At 50.2% G+C, this 18,127-nt stretch carries 14 protein-coding genes; 11 read left to right on the forward strand and 3 right to left on the reverse strand.

Annotation, left to right across the window (positions count from 1 at the left end; all coding sequences use genetic code 11):
- Nucleotides 1-30 precede the first annotated feature (30 nt).
- Together bglX and Q4E93_RS23205 are read left to right on the forward strand one after the other, a co-directional pair.
- Entirely contained in the window at nt 31-2,400 is a 2,370-nt protein-coding gene (gene bglX, locus Q4E93_RS23200) for a beta-glucosidase BglX (RefSeq protein WP_303589382.1), read from the forward strand.
- 44 nt (nt 2,401-2,444) lie between these two features.
- Nucleotides 2,445-3,062: an HAD family hydrolase gene (locus Q4E93_RS23205; RefSeq protein ID WP_303589383.1), complete on the forward strand. Its 618-nt coding sequence runs from the start codon at nt 2,445-2,447 to the stop codon at nt 3,060-3,062.
- Between the two features lie 159 nt (nt 3,063-3,221).
- On the opposite strand, the gene Q4E93_RS23210 is transcribed toward Q4E93_RS23205, so the two are convergent.
- From Q4E93_RS23210 to Q4E93_RS23220, 3 genes are all read right to left on the reverse strand, one after another.
- The gene (locus Q4E93_RS23210) at nt 3,222-3,527 is read right to left on the reverse strand and encodes a DUF4834 family protein (RefSeq protein ID WP_303589384.1); all 306 of its coding nucleotides are present in this window, start codon (nt 3,525-3,527) and stop codon (nt 3,222-3,224) included.
- A gap of 3 nt (nt 3,528-3,530) precedes the next feature.
- Complete coding sequence (locus tag Q4E93_RS23215; protein WP_303589385.1) at nt 3,531-3,842, reverse strand: hypothetical protein; 312 nt, start codon at nt 3,840-3,842, stop codon at nt 3,531-3,533.
- 95 nt (nt 3,843-3,937) lie between these two features.
- Nucleotides 3,938-4,318, reverse strand: coding sequence for a hypothetical protein (locus Q4E93_RS23220; protein ID WP_303589387.1), 381 nt, complete (start codon nt 4,316-4,318; stop codon nt 3,938-3,940).
- A gap of 259 nt (nt 4,319-4,577) precedes the next feature.
- On the opposite strand from Q4E93_RS23220, the gene rimP reads away from it, so the two are divergent.
- From rimP to Q4E93_RS23265, 9 genes are all read left to right on the forward strand, one after another.
- The gene (rimP, locus tag Q4E93_RS23225) at nt 4,578-5,045 is read left to right on the forward strand and encodes a ribosome maturation factor RimP (RefSeq protein ID WP_303589389.1); all 468 of its coding nucleotides are present in this window, start codon (nt 4,578-4,580) and stop codon (nt 5,043-5,045) included.
- 66 nt (nt 5,046-5,111) lie between these two features.
- Nucleotides 5,112-6,359, forward strand: a complete 1,248-nt coding sequence (gene nusA, locus Q4E93_RS23230) for a transcription termination factor NusA (protein WP_303589391.1) — start codon at nt 5,112-5,114, stop codon at nt 6,357-6,359.
- A 194-nt stretch (nt 6,360-6,553) separates the two neighbouring features.
- Nucleotides 6,554-9,577, forward strand: coding sequence for a translation initiation factor IF-2 (gene infB, locus Q4E93_RS23235; protein ID WP_303589393.1), 3,024 nt, complete (start codon nt 6,554-6,556; stop codon nt 9,575-9,577).
- Between the two features lie 95 nt (nt 9,578-9,672).
- A complete protein-coding gene (locus Q4E93_RS23240) occupies nt 9,673-11,073 on the forward strand; it encodes a peptidylprolyl isomerase (RefSeq protein WP_303589395.1) in 1,401 nt (466 codons plus the stop codon).
- A gap of 23 nt (nt 11,074-11,096) precedes the next feature.
- Nucleotides 11,097-12,077 (forward strand): hypothetical protein, encoded by a 981-nt coding sequence (locus Q4E93_RS23245; protein WP_303589396.1) that lies wholly within the window; start codon nt 11,097-11,099, stop codon nt 12,075-12,077.
- A 261-nt stretch (nt 12,078-12,338) separates the two neighbouring features.
- Nucleotides 12,339-14,726, forward strand: a complete 2,388-nt coding sequence (locus Q4E93_RS23250) for a PAS domain S-box protein (protein WP_303589398.1) — start codon at nt 12,339-12,341, stop codon at nt 14,724-14,726.
- An 11-nt stretch (nt 14,727-14,737) separates the two neighbouring features.
- The gene (locus Q4E93_RS23255; RefSeq protein ID WP_303589400.1) at nt 14,738-15,379 is read left to right on the forward strand and encodes a response regulator; all 642 of its coding nucleotides are present in this window, start codon (nt 14,738-14,740) and stop codon (nt 15,377-15,379) included.
- Nucleotides 15,380-15,430: 51 nt separating this feature from the next.
- Nucleotides 15,431-17,278 carry an amidophosphoribosyltransferase gene (locus Q4E93_RS23260; RefSeq protein ID WP_303589403.1) on the forward strand — a complete coding sequence of 616 codons (1,848 nt, stop codon included), beginning with the start codon at nt 15,431-15,433 and terminating at the stop codon, nt 17,276-17,278.
- Nucleotides 17,279-17,431: 153 nt separating this feature from the next.
- Complete coding sequence (locus Q4E93_RS23265) at nt 17,432-18,073, forward strand: response regulator (RefSeq protein WP_303589405.1); 642 nt, start codon at nt 17,432-17,434, stop codon at nt 18,071-18,073.
- The last annotated feature ends 54 nt before the right edge of the window (nt 18,074-18,127 follow it).

Genomic DNA, 18,127 nt, shown 5'->3' on the forward strand with positions numbered 1-18,127 from the left:
AATACTTTTAACAGATCTAATACCGCGCATATGCATACTGTAAGAATGATCATCCTGATCTTGGCCACGCCTTCGTTTTTCCTGTTCGCTGCCCGGATACCAGCACCAGCCCGATCCGCGACGACAGCAGCACACATCACCCGACCTTCCTCCATCGACACCCTCCACCCCCCAACCCAGCGCCCCACCGACCCCGCGATGAACGCATTCGTCACCACCCTCATGTCTAAAATGACCCTCGACGAAAAACTGGGCCAGCTCAACCTCCCCGGCGCCGGCGACATCACGACAGGCCAGGCGGGCAACTCCAACATCGCCGGCAAGATCAAGGAAGGAAAAGTCGGCGGCCTTTTCAACATCAAGAGTGTCGCAAAGATCAAAGACGTGCAAAAGATTGCGGTAGAGCAAAGCCGCCTGAAAATACCCCTTCTCTTCGGAATGGACGTTATCCACGGCTACGAAACAGTATTTCCCATCCCGCTGGGCCTCAGCTGCAGCTGGGACATGGATGCCGTTGAAAAAAGCGCCAGGATCGCCGCGACAGAAGCCAGCGCCGATGGCATTTGCTGGACCTTCTCACCCATGGTGGACATCGCACGCGACCCACGCTGGGGACGGATCGCCGAAGGCAATGGAGAAGACCCCTATCTCGGCTCCATGATCGCAAAAGCAATGGTGCAAGGCTACCAGCGCGATCTCTCCGGCCGGACGGACATCATGGCCTGTGTAAAACACTACGCATTATATGGCGCCGCGGAAGCCGGCCGCGATTACAACACCACCGACATGAGCCGCGTGCGGATGTTCAATGAATACCTGCCCCCCTACAAAGCCGCCGTGGATGCCGGCGTAGGCAGTATCATGGCCTCTTTCAATGAAGTGGATGGGGTCCCCGCCACGGCCAATAAATTCCTCCAGACAGATGTGCTGCGGGGACGATGGGGCTTTAGAGGCTTCGACGTAACAGACTACACGGGCATCCCGGAAATGATCGAGCATGGCCTGGGCGATCTGCAGACCGTCTCCGCCCTGGCGCTCAAGGCCGGCATCGATATGGACATGGTAAGCGAAGGCTTTCTGACGACGCTCAAAAAATCCCTCTCCGAAGGAAAGGTCACCCTGGCGCAGATCAACACGGCCTGCAGAAGGATCCTGGAGGCAAAATACAAGCTGGGCCTGTTCAAAGACCCATACAAGTACTGTGATGAGCAAAGGGCCGCGCATGAGATCTTCACCGATGCCAACAGGCAGGCCTCCCGCCGGATCGCGGCCGACTGTTTCGTGCTGCTGAAGAACCAGGGGAATATACTGCCCCTGAAAAAAGGCGGCACCATCGCGCTGGTAGGCCCCCTGGCGGATAATAAAGAGAATATGCCCGGCACCTGGAGCGTGGCGGCAGACTTTACCAAGGCCATCTCTTTATTACAGGGTTTGAAGGAAGCCGCCGGCAGCCAGGCAAAGATCATCTATGCCCAGGGGTCCAATCTGGATGAGGACAGCGCATTCGAAGTAAGGGCCGGCATGTTCGGCAAAGCGCTCCACCGGGATCCGCGCCCCGCGGCGGAGAGCATACAGGAAGCTGTGCAGGCCGCCGGTCAGGCCGATGTGATCGTAGCCGCGCTGGGCGAATCCGCGGAAATGTCCGGCGAATCCAGCAGCCGCAGCAATATAGAGATTCCCGGAGCCCAAAAACGCCTGCTGGACGCCTTGCTCAAAACAGGCAAACCCGTTGTGCTGGTCCTGTTCACCGGTCGCCCTCTGGCGATCAAATGGGAAAATGACAATACCCCCGCCATCCTCAACGTCTGGTTCGGCGGCAGCGAAGCGGGCCATGCCATCGCCGACGTCCTGTTCGGTGACGTAAACCCTTCCGGCAAGCTAAGCACCACCTGGCCCCAGTCCGTCGGACAGGTGCCCCTGTATTATAATCATAAGAACACAGGCCGCCCCCTGGCACAGGGCGCCTGGTTCCAGAAATTCCGTTCCAATTACCTCGACGTATCCAATGATCCCGTATACCCCTTTGGTTATGGCCTCAGCTATACGCATTTCACGTATGGCGACCTGACGCTGAGCAGTAAGAATTTAAAAGGAGCCCAGCAGTTGAAGGCCAGCGTCAACGTGACCAATGACGGCTCCGTAGACGGAAAAGAAGTGGTCCAGCTCTACATCCACGACCTGGTAGGCAGCATCACCCGGCCCGTAAAAGAGCTGAAGGGATTTCAAAAGATCTCCCTGAAAGCCGGCGAGACGAAGACCGTTACTTTCACGATCTCCACGGATGACCTGAAATTCTATAACAGCGATTTGAAATATGATTGGGAATCGGGGGAGTTCGACATTATGGTGGGCGGAAATTCGCGCGACACAAAATCTGTAAGCGTAAATTGGACAAAGTAGTAACTTAGCCCGGCACGGGGCCATTCCCCGTGCCATTTCTTCTCATGATAGGTATAAAGAACATTATTTTCGACCTGGGTGGTGTCATCATCAACCTGGACAACCAGCTCACCGAAGACGCTTTCATAGCCCTGGGCACCAGGCCGATCAAAGAATATTTCGGCCACGGGCATGCCGCCTCCTTTTTTAAGGATTACGAAGTGGGCGCCATCAGCGATCAGCAATTTATCGACAATATTAGAAGCCAGACAGGCATAACGGCAACCGATGAAGCCATCGTCGGGGCCTGGAATGCCCTGCTGCTGGATTTCCCGCCGGAGCGGATCCAGCTCCTGAAAGAATTACGAAAGAGATATCGCATCTTTCTTTTTAGTAATACGAATGCGATGCATCTGGACCACCTGCAAAAGATCTATAGGAATACGTTTCCGGGCGCCGGTGAGCTGGACGACCATTTCGAGCGGACCTATTACTCCCATATATTGCGCCTTCGCAAGCCCGAAGTGGAATCTTTTCAATATATACTCAGGGAAAATGAACTGAAAGGCGAGGAAACCCTCTTTGTGGATGATGCGCTTATCAATGTGGAAGGAGCCGAAAAAGCAGGATTGAAAGGGCTCTTCTTAAGGCCCGGGATATCGATCATGGACTTCCAATGGTAGACACAGTATTGGCCACATCCGATTGATTGACGGTGCCCGTGACCTTGTCTCATCTATATAGTTGGCAGCCAGTATATTATTTCCCGGTTTTCCTGGTCATGGCTTATTTGTATCTATTCCTCAACCATTTAATCTTCAAACCCCGGTCTCTTCACCCGTCTACTTGATCTCCTCAAAATCAATGTACTCCCCCCCTTTATGGGTACTGGTGTGCCCGGGCCGCGTGGTGGAAGCAGGACCCTGTCCCCCGCCTGTCTGCCCGTTGAACGATCCGCTTTGCCCGGTATACGGCCCATAAGCATCCTGAAAATGCTCCTGTTGCTGCTGATGCATCTCGTGCATATTCCTGAATTGCTGCTTCACCTGCCGCGTTGTCCGGGCGATGGGCACGACGAAATTGAACACAAATCGGTACAGTATATAGATTACAATCGCAAAAAAGAATATTTCCGGTAAAGAATTCATAAACTATTTTTTAAACACCCTGTTAATCACCCAGTTAAGACCGTCTCCCAGCTTTTCAGCCAGCATATCGGCTAACCTGGCCAGCACTTTTTGCAGGCGCTCGTTCTGAAGGAAAGGATCAATGATCGGATTTCCCGTGACACTTTCCCCCTCCATTCTTCTTGGTAACAGAGAACGCACAAATAATGTTCCGGAATGTTGTTGGAAATATGTGAAATTATCGTCCAGTTTCCCTTCCAGCTGACGGGCCTTTTTTCTTAGCTTCCGGATGTCCGCTTCCAATGTGTCCAATGTGCGGGATGTTTTTGATGGCATATTAACTATTTTATTCATGTTTAATCCTTTCCCCGCTTCGTCAAACTCCCCTTGCAGCTCGTAGCTCGTAGCTCGCAGCTTGCAGCTCCCAATGATCACCCCTCCTCCTCATCCTCCACCTCTTCTCTCGACCGCTGAATAATACTTTGAACGACAGGATCTACGAACAACGATTTCCGCAGCAACGCCAGCAGGACGAACACCACCAACAGCAGCAGCGTCACGAGCCCGAATCCTTTCACAAAGCTCCCCAGTAAGCTGGAAAACCAGTATCCCAGCATCAATCCGCCGAAAACCAGGATCAGGAAAGCCAGTAATGCCGACACCATGATCCATGCAAAATAGCCCGCCGACTTGGAAAAGATCCGAAGGCTCTGGAGCCGGTAGATCTCCATCCGCGTTTCCAGGTACTCTTTCAGCACCGCCTTGTTCTCTGAAATAAACGAACCTAAATTATCCGGCTGGTTCTGGCTCATGCTTGTTCTTTTTTTTAAAAGTACTATAAAAATACAGACTGTAAGACGAACGCCCTGATCATATTGCATCCACAGCTCTCTGCCTACCATACTTCTCGCCGCATTCTCCGCCCCAGCCTTATAATTTTTTCTTTAACCTTTCCTTGCACGTTTTGGTAGAATTGTATTTAATCGTACATTTGCATAGTTAAACGAAGCATCAGAAGGGAACGGAAGCGTTCCCTTCTTCAATTTATACAACAGCGGATCGATTGACATTATGGCGAACGAAACGATCAAGGCGGTGGAAAGCATGGTGCAGGCCCTGTTGGCCGACCAGCCGGAATATTTCCTGGTAGATATCAGGATCAAACCCACAAATAACGTAAAGGTATACCTTGACGGAGACAAAGGGATTTCCATTGAGACCTGCGTTCGTTATAACCGTGCCCTTTATAAAAAGCTGGAAGAGTCCGGTCTCTTTCCCGATGGCGACTTCTCACTGGAAGTATCCTCCCCGGGACTGGACGAACCGCTGAAGCTCCTCCGCCAGTATAAAAAGAATGTCGGCCGGCAGGTAGAGCTGGTGCTCCAGGACGGATCAAAAAAAGAAGGCCGCCTGCTGGAGGTCAGCGAAGACGGCGTCATCGTGGAAGAAATAAAGGGAAAAAATAAAAAGAAAGAGGTGATCAACCATACTTTTTTATTCGATAACATAAAAACAACAAAAATTCAAGTAGTCTTTTAACGGGCCCTGTCCAGCAGACCCCATCTGCAAGAACAGGATACCCGTGATACAAAAAAATCAAGCGTTATGGCCAGCATCAATTTGATCGAAGCCTTCCAGGACTTCAAAGAAGCCGAAAACATAGACAGGCCCACCATGATGAAGGTGGTAGAAGACGTGTTCAAAACTTTGTTGCGCAAAAAATACGGCAGCGACGAAAATTTTGACGTGATCGTGAACGCGGAAAAAGGCGATCTGGAGATCATGCGCCGACGTACCATCGTGGACGACGGCGAGGTCAACGACCCGTTGGCAGAGATCGCATACTCCGAGGCCACTAAGATCGAACCCGACTATGAAGTAGGGGAAGAGCTGTATGAAGAAGTGGAGATCCTGGATTTCGGCCGTCGCGCTATCCTGGCCGCCAAGCAAACCCTGGCCAGCCGCATAGGCGACCTGAAGAAGAATGTGCTGGTAAAGAAATACAACGAAAGGGTGGGAGAGATTGTCAGTGCAGAAGTTTACCAGGTCTGGAAAAAGGAAATATTACTGCTGGATGAGGAAGGCAGCGAGCTGATCCTCCCCAAGTCGGAACAAATACCGCAGGATTACTTCAAAAAAGGAGAGAACATCCGGGCCGTAGTGAAAAAGGTCGAGCTGAAAAACAACTCCCCGGTGATCATCCTGTCCAGGACCAGTCCCCTGTTCCTGTCCAAATTATTGGAAATTGAAGTTCCTGAGATCTTCGACGGACTGATCGTCATCAAAAAGATCGTCCGTGAACCCGGAGAAAGAGCCAAAGTGGCGGTGGAGTCTTATGACGACCGTATCGATCCCGTAGGCGCCTGTGTAGGTATGAAAGGCAGTCGTATTCATGGAATCGTACGCGAGCTGAAAAATGAGAATATCGACGTCATCAACTGGACTGCAAACGTCCAGCTGCTGATCCAGCGTTCACTGACGCCGTCCAAAATTACCAATATGGAGCTGGACAGCGAAAAGTCGCACGCAAATGTCTATCTTAAACCTGACCAGGTTTCCCTGGCCATCGGCCGGAAAGGGGTCAATATCAAGCTGGCTCAGGAATTGACCGGATATACCATCGACGTATTCCGTGATAATGAAGGAGAACCGGAGGAATTTGACATCGACCTGGAAGAATTCAGCGATGAGATCGAGACCTGGGTGATCGATGAGCTGAAACGCATCGGCTGTGACACCGCCCGCAGTGTGCTCGACCTGACCGCTGAAGAGCTGGAAAGAAGGACAGACCTGGAAAAACAGACCATAGATGATGTAAGAAAGGTGCTGAAGGAAGAATTCGAAAAGGGCTAATTGCTTACGGCAATCAACCCCTTGGCAGCCCCCTCTCCCTGACCCGGCATCTAAAAGCAGTGAAAAACAGCGGCGTTATTAGTATATTGTATATTTTGCAGAACATTTGCGGGCTTAAGTCCACAAATTATTGAATAATTAAAAATTGGGACAACCTGAAGCTCCGGATCTAGAAGGGTTTCAGGGAGATAAATATGGCAGAGACACCGACATTACGCTTAATGGCCGCCGCCAAGGAATTCAACATCGGGAAAGACACCCTGGTAGAATTTCTGGCGGGTAAAGGGTTTAGCAGGGACGATCTGAAACCAACGTCAAAACTGACCGAGGACATGTATCGCAGCCTACAGCAGGAATTCCAATCGGATAAAGTCGCTAAGATCAAGAGCGATCAGATCGACCTGCCCAAAGGGAGCCTGGAAGCTAAAAAGAAGAAAGAAGAAGAGACGGTGCTTTTTAAGAAAGAGATCGTCAAAAAGCCCGCAAAGGAGGAGACTCCTGTCCTGGCAGAACCCGTTGTGGTTGTGCCTCCCGTCGTGGAAGAAAAACAGGAAGAGCCAGTCCGGCAAAAACCCGTCGCAACCCCTGAGGCTGAGATCGTTGAGATCGAAGCTCCCAGGCTGGAAGGCCCCAAGGTGGTGGACAAGATCGACCTTTCAAATATCGACTCCTCCACCCGCCCCAAAAAGCCTGCAAAGAAGACAGGTGGGGAAAATGGCGTCGAGTCCTCCCGCGAAGAAATAGAGGAGGTAACACCTCCTGCTGCTGTCATCGTGGAAAAGGAAGCGCCAAAGGAAAAAGAGATAGTGGAAACAAGCCCGGAGGAAGCCCCTCACGAAACGCCCGAAATGGTCGAAAAGGCCCCTGTAGAAATCGTACAGGCCCCCGAAGCGACCCCCGCTCAGGCGACAGCATCGGAAGAGCCGGATGTCCCTCCCGTCATCGAAAATATCAAGGCTGAAAAGCTGGAAGGCCCCAAAATATTGGGAAAAATAGATCTCCCTGTGAATAGTGACACCCGGCCCAAGCCCCCCTCTGAAGAAAAGAGGAAGAGGAAGCGAATTCCCATCGAGAAAAAGGATAGTGGCGGTGGCGGCGGAAGACCTCCCCATGGCGGAGGAAACCAGGGTGGCGGAGGCGGAAGACCACCCCAGCAAGGCGGAGGCGGCAACCAACGCCCTCCCGGACAGGCACGCATTCCGATCCAGCGCAATCCGGGCGGTGGCCGCGGAGGCAGCCAGGGTGGCGGCGGCAATCGCCGGCCCGATCCTCGTCACACCCCCCGTGAAGTAAAGGAGATCGATAAAAAAGAGATTCAGGAGAAGATACGGCAGACCCAGGCCAAGCTCGCAGGAGCCGGCGGTCGGGGGAAAAGCCTCAAAGCTAAATATCGGCGCGCCAAACGTGATGAAATGGCCGAACAGGCCGGCGGCGACGAAATGATGGATAGCAGGCTCCAGGTGACAGAATTCATCAGTGTCAGCGAGCTGGCTAATCTCATGGATGTCAGTTATGCCGAAGTGATCGGGAAATGTATGAGCCTGGGCATGATGGTATCCATCAACCAGCGTCTGGAAGCCGATGTGATCGAGCTGGTAGCCGGAGAATTTGGTTATACGGTAGAATTCATCGGTATAGACGACGCAGCGGAAATGGAAGAGGAGGAAGAAGAGGACGATCCGGAAAGTATGCTGCCCCGCTCACCCGTCGTCACCATCATGGGTCACGTCGACCATGGTAAGACCTCATTGCTGGACTATATACGCAGTGCCAATGTCGTTGCCGGCGAAGCCGGGGGTATCACCCAGCACATCGGCGCCTATCAGGTGACGACCGCCACCGGGAAAAAGATAACTTTCCTGGATACACCCGGTCACGAAGCCTTTACCGCCATGCGCGCTCGTGGTGCCAAAGCCGCTGATGTCGCCGTAATCGTGGTGGCAGCTGACGACGCCGTCATGCCGCAAACGAAAGAGGCCATCTCACACGCCCAGGCAGCAGGACTTCCTATGATATTCGCTATCAATAAAATAGATAAGGACGGCGCCAATCCCGAAAAGATCAAGGAACAGCTGGCCGGCATGAATATCCTCGTAGAAGATTGGGGTGGAAAATTCCAGTCCCAGGAAATATCGGCAAAGAAAGGACTGAATGTAGACCTCCTGCTGGAAAAAATAGGCCTGGAGGCCGAATTGCTGGATTTGAAAGCCAACCCTGACCGTGAAGCCATGGGTAGCGTTATCGAAGCCTCCCTCGACAAAGGACGTGGCTACGTGGCTACTGTGCTTGTGCAGAATGGCACATTGCGCAACGGCGATCTGGTGGTCTCCGGACAATACTTTGGCCGCGTAAAAGCAATGTTCAACGAACGTAACAAACGGGTGGAAGACGCTCCGCCGACTACACCCGTACTGCTGCTGGGCCTCAATGGAGCGCCCCAGGCCGGCGAAAAATTCAAGGTATATGCAGACGAGAGCGAAGCTAAGGAAGTGGCGAACAAACGCGCCCAGATCCTGCGCGAACAAGGTATCCGTACCAAGAAACATATCACCCTGGACGAAATTGGTCGCCGTCTGGCCCTGGGTAATTTCAAGGAGCTGAACCTCATCATAAAAGGTGACGTGGATGGTTCCGTGGAAGCCCTGAGCGACTCTTTGCAGAAACTTTCTACCGAGGAGATCGCGGTACGCGTCGTTCACAAGGCCGTAGGCGCCATCACGGAGAGCGACGTATTGCTGGCGACAGCTTCCGACGCCGTTATCGTAGGCTTCAACGTTCGTCCTTCCTCACAGGCTTCCCGCCTGGCAGAGAACGAAGGCGTGGAAATCAAGACCTACTCCATCATCTACAATGCCATCGAAGAAGTGAAGAGCGCAATGGAAGGGATGCTGGAACCCAAGATCCAGGAGAAAGTGGTGGCCAACGTGGAAGTCCGCAATGTCTTCAAATTCGATAAAGCCACCGTTGCAGGTTGCTATGTTCTGGAAGGCAAAATATACCGGAATGCAAAGGTCCGGCTGGTCAGGGACGGCATCGTCATCTACCCCACAGGCGAAGGCGCAACAGCCGAACTGGCCTCCCTCAAACGCTTCAAGGACGACGTTAAAGAAGTGGCTTCCAGCATGGAATGCGGCTTGACCATCAAGAACTACAGTGATGTCCGCGTCGGAGATATCGTAGAAGCTTACGAAGAGGAAGAAGTTAAAAGAACACTCTAATTATTTGTTAAATACCCCCGTCAGGGGGTATTTAACCTTATTAACCTGTTAATTTTAAGGTCGCATCTTAATATGCACCCTTTTATAATATTTGTATGATTAAGAAATCCCTTCTCTTACCCGCGCTCTTTTTTTTAACCGCAGCAGGCGCTTTTGCTCAGCAAAAAGTGGTAGCAGATAAGATCGTTGGTATAGTGGGAGATAAGATCATCCTAAAATCAGAGCTCGGCATCGCTATCCAGGACATGATACGTAATAACAACGGTCAGGAAGTAAAAGGGGTGGACGAATGCTCGATCCTGGATAATATGCTCATCCAGAAAGCTTTGGTGCTCCAGGCAGAAAAAGACTCTCTTCCGGTCAGCGAAGAGGAAGTAGAAGCCGAGGTCGAACAGCGTATCCGCTATTTTATCAACATGTATGGAGGAAAGGAAGCTTTCGAGCAAATTGCTCAGCGCACCGTTTACCAGGCTAAGCAAGACTTCCTCATCCCCATCCGGGAGCAGCGCCTGGCCACAGCTATGCGTAACAAGATCGTCGAAGACATCAAGATCACCCCACAGGAAGTAAAAGAATATTTTGAGAAGATGAAGAAGAACAACCTGCGGTTCTACGAGTCTGAAATGCAGTTAAGCCAGTTGGTGCTCTATCCCAAGGCCAGCAGAGACATCGAGAGACTCTCCATCGACGAGTTGAATGAATACAAACGGCAGGTGGAAAGTGGTCAGAAAAAATTCGATGTTCTTGCACGACTGTATTCCGATGATCCAGGCAGTAAGGAAAAAGGTGGAGAGATCGCACTGAGCCGCTCAGACAGCAAGATGTGGGACCCCGTGTTCTTCGCTACCGCCTTTAGGCTTAAAGAAGGCCAGGTGTCGCCTGTCATCAAAAGCAAATTTGGGTATCACATAATCCAAATGGTAAGCCGTAGTGGTGACGACGCCATCGTAAGGCATATTTTAAAAATTCCACCAATCACGGAACCCGAGATCGCTGAAGTCTCCACCATGCTGGATTCAGTACGCAATCTCCTTGTGGCAGGCACGATGGGATTCGGAGAAGCAATTGCCAGGTTCAGTGCCGACAATCCCAAATGGAGCACGGACGACATTTCCAAATCTACGGCAGGTCAGGTCATGGGCAAAGATGGTTCTACCTTCCTTACTATTTCAGAAATGGATAAAGATATGGTCCTCTTGCTTAAAAACTCCAATCTTAAGCCAGGCGAATATTCTAAACCCACTTCCTTCACAGATGAAAGAGGGAAAAAAGGCGTTCGCATCGTGCTGATGGTATCCAAATCGGAGCCTCACACCGAAAATCTGAAAGATGACTACAACAGGGTCGCTCAAAGAGCTTTGGACGAAAAAAAATCAGCCGCATTGGAAAAATGGTTCGGCACAAAAATTCCCACCTTTTATATAATGATCGATGGGGACTACAAGACCTGTAGCAATTTATCCAAATGGCAGACAGGGGCGACCGCTGGTAACTGACACGGCCCAAAACTCCTATTTATATGACAGGTTCATCCCTTCTCCTTTCCAGCATGCTGCTGGGAGCTGCATCTGTATGTTCCGCCCAGCAAAAAATGATAGCCGAAAAGATCATCGGCATAGTGGGCGATAAGGTTATCCTAAGATCAGAACTTGACATTGCCGCCCAGGACATAATCCGAAACAATAATGGCCAGGAAGTAAAAGAAGTGGATAAATGCTCGATCCTGGATAATATGCTCTTCCAGAAAGTACTGGTTCTGCAGGCGGAAAGGGATTCTCTGCCCATAAGAGATGAGGAGGTGGAGGCCGAGATCGACCAGCGGCTTAAAGCCTTCAAAGGGCTTCCCCCAACCACCATCCAACAACTGAAACAAGATTTCTTCCAGCCTGTCCGCCAGCAGCGTCTGGCCCAGGCAATGTATAACGGTATCATAGAGGGTATCACCGTTTCACCCGCCGAAGTAAAGGGCTATTTTGAGAGAACCTATGCGTCAAACCCTCGTTTTTATGAGGCGAACGTAGAGCTTCGGCAGTTGGCCATCTACCCCAAGACGCTCCCGGTCACCGACGCAGCGATTGCCAGCACCACCACCCTCCTGGATTCGGTCCGCCAACTGCTGATAGCAGGGACGATCAGTTTTCGCGAGGCTGCCGCCCAATACGGCGTAGAAAAGACGGTATCGCAATCCACAATTGACCAGTTCAAAAAGTCCAACCTCAAACCTGGCGAATATTCCCAACCTGCCGTCTTCACAGATGACAGTGGGAAAAAAGGTGCTCGCATCATCCTGATAGTCTCCAGGTCGAAACCACACATCGAAAACCTGAAAGACGACTACCAAAAGATCGCCGAAAGAGCATTGGAACAAAAAAGGTCTGTAGCCCTGGAAAAATGGTTCGCTTTCAACCTTCCCTCCCTTTACATAATGATCGATGAAGAGTACAGAAGTTGCAGCAACTTATCCAAATGGCTGGGAACCGCGTCAACAACAGGTAATTAACTTAGGTATTAACCCTTAGTAACAAGGGAAATAGCGTCTGCCAGAGCATTCTATACATGCATCTTTAGTAATTTGACTATTATACTAGAACCTTAGAGCTGTGACATCGACAATATTTAAATTACCATGCTAAGTAGTGCTAAGAATTCCGTGCCTACGAGAGAGCAATTCTTACAACCTTATTTTATCGAAAAACCCTTTATCGAGGGCTTCGTGCTTGTCCATACCCGAGCCGTCGCCGGCCTTCCATATTTCCACGCCATGAACACTCCTCAAAACGATACATACGGGTCCCAATTACCCGGTGACACAATGGAGCATGCCACGGAACCTCTGCCGTCCGCCAGACAGATAGATCTTCAGGACAGTTTGGCCAAATATGTTTCCGACATCATAGTTGCCACCGACCTCACGGAAAAGATCATTTATTGGAACAAAGCCGCCGAGAAGTTCTATGGCATTCCTGCGCAGCAGGCTGTAGGTCAATCATTTCGCTCGCTGATCCATTATGAATATTCGCATATTACGGAGGACGATGTCGAAAAAAGCTTCCGGGCAAGAGGTTTTTGGGACGGAGAAACGATCAATATTTCTGCAACCGGAAAAAAATCGTATCTTATTAGCTCTATTCGGTATATAAGGGATGAGGAAGGAAGGGCCACCGGGATAATGGTGGTCAGCAAGGACATTACAGAAAATAAGCTGGCGCAGCAGGAAAGACAGCTGGCAGAAGCACAGCTACGAGAGTACTCGGAACAGATAACCAATATCCTCGACAGTATTACTGACGGATTTTTTGTACTGGACAGAAACTTTAGAGTGACTCTCTGGAATCATGAGGCCGAAAGGATCACCCGCCTCTCAGCAGCGGAAATGGTAGGGCAGCCTATCCGGGAAAAATTACCCGAGCTGGTGGACGCGGATACTTATCAATCTTTTCAAAAGGCCTTCAAAAAGAAAATGACGGTGACATTGGAACAATACAATGATCGCTCCGATCGCTGGCTGGAAATGAGCGTTTACCCCTCCGAACAGGGGCTGTTCGCCTATTTCAAAGATGTTACGGTCCGTAAAAAACAAGAGACGATGCTGGCGCTGGAAAGAAAAGTGCTGGAACAGAACTCCAATAAAAAAGCGCCCCTCCGCACCATCCTCAATAATTTTCTCAAAGGCATCGAAAAAATATTCCCGGGCATGTATTGCTCCGTGCTGACCCTCGACGAGGACGGCATGCGTGTCAGACACCTCTCGGCCCCGGGCCTTCCGGCCATTTATGCACATGCCATAGACGGCTTGCCCATCGGACCCGAAGCCGGTAGCTGCGGCACAGCAATGTTCCGGAAAGAAAAGGTCATCGTTTCCGACATCGAGCGGGATCCGCTCTGGACTGCAGCACGCGAGCTCGCCTTGAAATTCGGCCTCCGCGCCTGCTGGTCCTTTCCCGTCCTCAACGTCATGGGTGACGTAATGGCCGCATTCGCCGTATATTACACCACGGCCAAATCTCCCACCACACTGGAGCTGGACCTCGTGGAAAGAGCCGCAAATCTGGTGACGACCATTATCGAGAGCAAACGGGCAGAGGAAGAGCTCAGCATCAGCAATGAAAGATATATGCTGGCGACAAAAGCTTCCAATGACGCCATCTGGGACCGCGACCTGCACACCGGACTATATTTCTGGGGAGAAGGATTTTACCATCTTTTTGGTCACAAGCCCGGGCCTAAGGTCCGCACGAAGAAATTTTGGGAAATGCACGTTCACCCGGACGACCGCAGCAAGGTTATAAAGAACATCGACCGCTTCATTCGCCGAAAGGACAAAGGCCTTTGGCTGGAAGAATACCGTTTTAGAAAGGCAGACGACCGCTATGCCCTGATCTCCGACAAAGGCTTCCTGGTCTTCGGAAAAGACGGTAGGGTCATCCGCATGGTAGGGTCCATGCAGGACATCACAGGCAAAAGAGAGATGGAAAAAAGATTGTTAAAGCAGGAGCTGAATAAACAAAAGATAATTGCCCAGGCCATGGTGGATGCCCAGGAAAAAGAAAGGGCCGAAATAGGAAAAGAACTGCATGACAACATAAACCAGATCCTTTCTACAACGAAGCTATACCTGGAGCTGGCTAAGAACGACCATAAGGAAAGACTGAGTCTCATCAGTCGCAGCGCTGACAACATTCACGAGGCCATCCACGAGATCCGGAATATCTCCAGGTCCCTGGTGCCCGCCAGCATCGGAGATCTGGGACTCATTGATTCAATCTCGGATCTGGTCGAAAGTGTCCGCACTACCCGTGCTATACACGTAGAGTTCTACCCAGTAGGTAAATTTGATGAGAAGATCAGTGATAAAGAGAAGCTCATGCTGTTCCGCATCATCCAGGAACAGGTGAATAATGTATTGAAACATTCCGGCGCAAAGAACCTGATCATCGAACTGCTGCTGGAAGAGACAGAGAACAGGATTGAACTCAATATAACAGATGATGGAAAAGGATTTGATCCGAAAAAAGTAAAAGGAAAAAAAGGGCTCGGCCTTTCCAATATCATGAGCAGGGCCGATCTTTTCGGGGGTATGGTAACGATTATGTCCGCACCGGGTGAAGGTTGTAAACTGAGAGTTCAAGTGCCTGTAATTAACTTTTAAAACAATCCTATATGAGCAAGATCAATATCTTAATTGCCGATGACCACAAACTGATAAGAGAGACCTGGAGCTATATCCTGAACAGTGATTCCCGATTCCAGGTGATCGCCGAATGTGGGGATGCACAGGAAGCCGTGGAATTGGCAAAAGCAAAACGCCCTCATGTCGTGCTGATGGATATAAACATGACCCCTTTCTCCGGCCTTGAGGCTACCCAACGGATCCGCAAGATCTCTCCCGGCTCCAAGGTCATTGGCGTATCCATGCACTCCCAACCGGCATATGCCAAGAAAATGCTGCAGATGGGCGCACGCGGATATGTCACCAAGAACTCCTCCAAGGAAGAAATGATCAAGGCCATATTGGAAGTCAACCATGGCAATAAATACATTTGCGACGAAATAAAGAACATTATTTCGGAACAGCTGCTGGATGAAAAAGAAGACTCACCCAATATCAATGCACTGACGGAAAGGGAAATGCAGATCATCAACTTCATCAAAGAAGGCCTTTCCTCTAAAGAGATAGCCACCAGCCTCAATATTTCCCTGAAAACAGTGGAAGTTCACCGGCATAATATTCTTAAAAAGTTGAAACTCAAGAACTCAGCGTCCCTGGTAAACTTTATTAACACGAATGCGACCTATATTTAGGTCGCATTTCGCTGAATTTCGGTACCTTTGCGACTTATTTTCAGCGGACCCATGAGTGATGAAATAAAACATGAATGCGGGTTGGCATTCATCCGATTACGAAAGCCGTTCTCCTATTACCTGCAGCAATACGGCACAGTTCTGTACGGCCTTAACAAGCTGTACCTCCTGATGGAAAAACAACACAATAGAGGTCAGGACGGAGCAGGAGTAGCCGCTGTCAAGCTTAACACTGAACCCGGATACCCTTTCCTTCACAGGATCAGAAGTAGTAATAACCAGCCGATCGCAGACATCTTTTCGAAAATAATGGGGGAAGTAAAAGAGCTGGAACAGTACCAGCCCGATATCAAAAAACACCCCGGTCTCATGAAAGGTCACATCTCCTTCCTGGGAGAAGTGCTCCTGGGCCACCTGCGCTACGGTACGCAGGGCAAGAACAGCACCGACTTCTGCCACCCGTTTATCAAACGAAATACTATTCCTGCCAGAAACCTCGCCCTTGCCGGCAACTTCAACCTCGTAAATACCGATGAACTTTTTGCGCTCATTGGCGTTGATCCCGGTGATTTCCAAAAACAAAGCGACCTGGCCGCTATGATGGAAGTGATCCATCATTTCCAGGTCAAGGCCGACGAAACATCTACTGAAAACCTGGACGTTGCCGGCCTTCTGCGCAAGGCGGTATCACTTTTCGACGGAGGATTCACCGTGGGTGGTCTCATAGGCAACGGAGATAGCTTTGTCTTCCGGGATGCCAACGGCATCAGGCCGGCCTATTATTACGTCAGCGAGGACGTAGTAGTTGCCGCTTCGGAAAGGGCCGCAATACGCACCGTATTCAATGTCGGCGAAAATGAGGTAATGGAGCTGATGCCGGGGAAAGGCCTCATCGTAAAAGCAGACGGTAAGGTATCAGTAGAGACCATATTGGAACCTAAAGAACGCAGGGCCTGCAGTTTCGAACGCATCTACTTCTCCAGGGGCAGCGATGAAAAGATCTACCGCGAAAGGATCGCCCTGGGCTATAACCTTAGCGAACAGATCCTGAATGCCATCAACCACGACCTGAAAAATACGATCTTCTCTTTCATTCCAAATACGGCAGAAGTGGCTTTCTACGGTCTGTGGAAAGGAATGGACGATTATCTTGAAGGCGTAAAGATCCAACGGATACTTTCCTGGGGAAAAGACATCAATGAAGATAAGCTGGTGGAAATGCTCAGCCGAAAGATACGCGTGGAGAAAGTGGCGATAAAGGATGTGAAAATGCGCACCTTTATCACGGAAGACGTCAGCCGGAACGAAATGGTTCAGCACGTATATGATGTTACTTATGGCACAGTCCGCAAGAACGAAGACACCCTCGTGGTGATAGATGACTCTATCGTGCGCGGTACCACACTGAAGGAAAGCATTGTACGAATGCTCACTCGGCTGGAACCCAAAAAGATCATCATTGTATCCTCCGCCCCGCAGATCCGTTACCCCGACTGCTACGGCATCGACATGAGCAAATTGGGCGACTTCATTGCATTCCGCGCAGCAGTGGAGCTGATGAAGGAAAAAGGGAAAGAAAGCTGCCTGCAGGAACTCTACGAGAAATGCAAGGAATTACAACGGACAGGACAGTTGCACCTGGAGAACATTGTTCAGCAGGTGTACAAACCTTTCACTACGGAAGAGATCTCCAACAAAATAGCACAGCTCATAACGCCACCCGAGATCAACACTCCCATACAGGTCATCTATCAGACGATCGAATCCCTGCATAAGTCCTGCCCCACGAACACCGGTGATTGGTATTTCACGGGCAATTACCCCACAGCAGGCGGTAATAGAGTGGTTAATAAGGCATTCATGAACTACATGGAAGGCAAGAACGTCCGGGGCTATTAAGGTGCCCCATAAAAAAATTGACGATATCGGATAAAATACTTATAATTACATACTGGTTTTATAGTACCCCCCTTCCCACTTAACAACCTCTCGCCTGGTTTATGCTCTAATTAGTGCTCTTTGTTATTTCTACTTCTGAAAAACGCAGGCGTTATGAAGAAAGTTTCTATCATGATCGTAGACGATCACACTCTCATCAGGGAGACATGGAGTTTTTTGTTAGGAAAAAATGAAAATTTTGATGTAGTGGCGGAATGCGGAGACGGAGAACGCGCCATAGAATTAGCCAGGGACAAAAGACCCGATGTGGTCTTGCTGGATATTAATATGGCGCCTATGAGCGGCTTCGACGTGCTGAAAATGATCCGGAAATATTCCCCCGGCTCTAAAATCATCGGAGTTTCCATGCACAGCCAACCTGCCTATGCAAAAAAAATGCTTCGACTGGGGGCAAAAGGGTACGTCACCAAAAATTCCCCTCGGCAGGAAATGCTGGAAGCCATCTCTGAAGTCAGCAATAACCAGGTTTACATCTGCCAGGAAGTGAAGAATATCCTCTCCGAACAGATGCTCAATGGAGATCAGGTGAACCCGGATATCAATAATCTTTCCGATAGGGAAATGCAGATCGTCCGAGCCCTGAAAGAAGGACTGTCATCCAAGGAAATAGCATCCGATCTGAACATCTCGCTGAAAACAGTGGAGGTCCACCGGCACAATATTCTCAAGAAGCTGAAGCTGAAGAATACAGTCTCCCTTATTAACTTTATCAACTCCCAGGCTTTTGATATCTAGTTGACTTTCAGTGTGCTACAGGTAGGGGCGGAAAAATATGGCTATGAAGTCCGG

This window comes from Flavitalea plasmicola (assembly GCF_030546645.1).
GTDB lineage: Bacteria > Bacteroidota > Bacteroidia > Chitinophagales > Chitinophagaceae > Puia.